The organism is Micromonospora sp. AMSO31t (genome assembly GCF_008868175.1).
In the GTDB taxonomy this organism is placed as follows: domain Bacteria; phylum Actinomycetota; class Actinomycetes; order Mycobacteriales; family Micromonosporaceae; genus Micromonospora.
The window spans coordinates 1-2,829 of sequence record NZ_WBKT01000277.1; the positions used below are offsets into that span (position 1 = coordinate 1).

General features: G+C 74.4%; 2 protein-coding genes and 1 pseudogene. 1 reads left to right on the plus strand and 2 read right to left on the minus strand.

The window, feature by feature from the left end:
* Positions 1-369 (minus strand): annotated as a pseudogene (locus tag F8274_RS30315) (hypothetical protein); the annotation flags it as partial.
* A gap of 103 nt (positions 370-472) precedes the next feature.
* Complete coding sequence (locus F8274_RS30320) at positions 473-1,351, minus strand: 3'(2'),5'-bisphosphate nucleotidase CysQ (protein ID WP_151465793.1); 879 nt, start codon at positions 1,349-1,351, stop codon at positions 473-475.
* 199 nt (positions 1,352-1,550) lie between these two features.
* Here F8274_RS30320 and F8274_RS30325 point away from each other — a divergent pair, with 199 nt between their 5' ends.
* Positions 1,551-2,645, plus strand: coding sequence for a PLP-dependent aminotransferase family protein (locus tag F8274_RS30325; protein ID WP_151465795.1), 1,095 nt, complete (start codon positions 1,551-1,553; stop codon positions 2,643-2,645).
* The last annotated feature ends 184 nt before the right edge of the window (positions 2,646-2,829 follow it).

Sequence of the window (2,829 nt, forward strand, 5' to 3'; positions counted from 1 at the left end):
CCCGCCCGGTGGCGGCCAGTCGTGCTCCCCGCCCGGTGGCGGCCAGTCCTGCTCCCCGCCGTGCGGCGGCCAGTCGGCGTCCGCCGTCCAGGTTGCCCCCGGATCGGCGTCGGGGTGCCCGGCCGGGCCGGCCTGCCGCGCCGGCCAGGCGTGTCCCCGGTCGGCCCCGGCCCACCGGGGGTCGGGGTCGGCGTGACCGGGCCCGGTCTCCGGCCAGGGCAGGCCGGATCGGGCCTCGGCCGGTGGCACCGGCGGCGCGGCCTCGGGCCAGGGCAGGACGGGCGCGCCCTGCTGGCGCGGGACGTCCTGCCCCGGCCAGAGGCCGGTCGGCTGTCCGAAGGCGTTGTGCTGGTCTCGCTCGGCCGGCATGACCCTCCCTGGCTGGCGGTGGCCCGTCTCTCGGGGCTCAGGTCGGACGTGCATTCCGACCGACGATATCCTCCGGTCACCTGGGCCGTGCGTACCGCAACACTCAGCCGAACGCCCCACCCAGGGTGTCGGTGACGGTCGAAGCGGGCATCTCGACCCCGGTGCGGGCGATCGCGTCGAGCAGCCGGTCGGCCAGCTCGGGGCGGCAGACCAGCAGGTCGGGCAGGCGCGGGTCGGCCCGGTTGTAGCGCAGCGGTGACCCGTCGACCCGGGACGCGTGCATCCCGGCGCCCAGGGCCACCGCCACCGGGGCGGCGCTGTCCCATTCGTACTGGCCGCCCGCGTGGACGTACGCGTCGACCTCGCCGGTCACCACGGCGCACACCTTGACCCCGGCGGAGCCCATCGGGACGGCCTGCGCGCCGAGCAGCTCGACCAGCTCGCCGACGAAGGCCGGCGGGCGGCTGCGGCTTACCGCGATCCGGATCGGCCCGTCGACCGCCTTCGGGGTCGGGCAGGCGGTGCCGAGGATGAGCTGGTCACCGTCCACGGTGGTCCGGGCCGGCATGCCCACGGCGCCGGCGACCAGGGCGCCGTCCGGCGCGGCCGAGCGCTGCCAGAGCGCCACGTGCACCGCCCAGTCGTCCCGTCCGGCCTCGGAGAACTCCCGGGTGCCGTCCAGCGGGTCGATGATCCAGACCCGGTCGGCGTCGTGCCGGGGCGCCCGCTCGCCGTCGGCCCAGGCCCGGCGCGAGTCGGCCTCCTCCTCGGAGAGCACCGCGTCGGCGGGCCGCCAGCGCGCCAGCGCGGCGGTCATCAGCTCGTGCGACGCGCGGTCGCCGGCGTCCTTGAGCGCCTTCGGGTCGGCGAAGCCCTGCCGGGCCCGCAGCGCGGTGAGCGCCTCGCCCGCCCGGCCGGCCAGCCACTGCGCGAACTGCTGGTCGTCGAGCCGTCCGGCGTCGTCCTCGGTCACGAGCCTCACCACCTGTCTCCCCGGGCCTGCCGCGACCCGCAAACCTTCGGCGGCCGGTGGTCCCGGCGCCAGCTTCCGGTCGGATGGTAGACAGCCGCGAACTCGTTTCGAATTCGCGTCGGCCCTGGTGGACGGAGCGGCCGCCCGCATGTTGAACTTCGCGTGTATGGCGGTCGGACCCGCCGGACCAGGCCCTAGGCTCGTGCGCATGACCGCCGAGCAGCTGATCTCCTTCGCCCGTGGGGCTCCCTCGCTGGACATCGTCGATGTCGAGGGGCTCAAGGCCGCCGCCGTCCGCGCCTTCGACGCCGACCCCGCCGGGATCACGGCGTACGGCACCTCCGTCGGCTACCCGCCCCTCCGGAAGTGGATCGCGGAGAAGCACGGCGTCGAGGCCGACCAGGTGCTGATCACCAACGGCTCGCTCCAGGCCGACGCGTTCCTCTTCGACCACCTGGTCCGCCGGGGCGACGCCGTGGTGGTCGAGCGCCCGACGTACGACCGGACGCTGCTCAACCTCCAGCAGATGGGCAGCGAGATCCACGGCGTCACGATCCAGCCGGACGGCCTGGACACCGCCGAGCTGCGCAAGCTGCTGGAGTCGGGGGTCCGGCCGCGGCTGGCCCACGTCATCCCGAACTACCAGAACCCGGCCGGCGTGACCCTCTCCCTGGAGAAGCGTCGTGAGCTGCTCGACCTGGCCGCCGAGTATGACTTCACGATCTTCGAGGACGACCCGTACGCGGACATCCGGTTCCGGGGTGAGCCGCTGCCCTCGATGCTGTCGATGGACACGCGGGGCGTGGTGGTGCACGCGTCCAGCTTCACCAAGACGGTCTGCCCGGGCGTCCGGGTCGGTTACCTGGTCGGCCCCACCGACGTGATCGCGAAGATCGCCAAGCGGGCCACCAACCTGTACATCTCGCCGGGCATGGTCTCCGAGGCGATCGTGCACCAGTTCTGTGTCTCCGGCGAGATCGACCGGTCGATCCACACGGTGCGGACGGCGCTCGGTGAGCGCGCCGTGGTGCTGGCCGAGTCGCTTCGCCGGCACATCCCCGAGGCCCGGTTCGTGGAGCCGGACGGGGGCTACTTCCTCTGGATCGAGCTGCCCGAGGACGTGGAGGTCGACCGGCTCGCCCCGGCGGCGGCGGAGCGTGGCGTCGCGGTGGTCAAGGGCAGCGACTTCATGATCGAGGGCGGCCGGCACGCGCTGCGGCTGGCCTTCTCCGCGGTGACGGCCGACCGGATCGACGAGGGCGTCCGGCGGCTGGCGGAGGCGATGGCGGCCGTCCGAGGCTGACTGTCTGTCGGGTTTCCGACAGAAAGGCGATACCGGCCGGTCCGGCTCTCCCGCTGGGCCGGCCGGCGACCCACAATGCTGCGAGCGCCGCTCACCTTGCCTCGGCGACGGGTCCGCCGACCGGGGAGCCACGGGCTGCCCCGTCCGGGCCGTCGGCGCGCACAGCACAACTCCCGCCCCCCAT

Bases quoted from the DNA above. Each gene is read 5' to 3' on its own strand.
- F8274_RS30325 (WP_151465795.1), top strand. From the start codon at position 1,551: ATGACCGCCGAGCAGCTGATCTCCTTCGCCCGTGGGGCTCCCTCGCTG.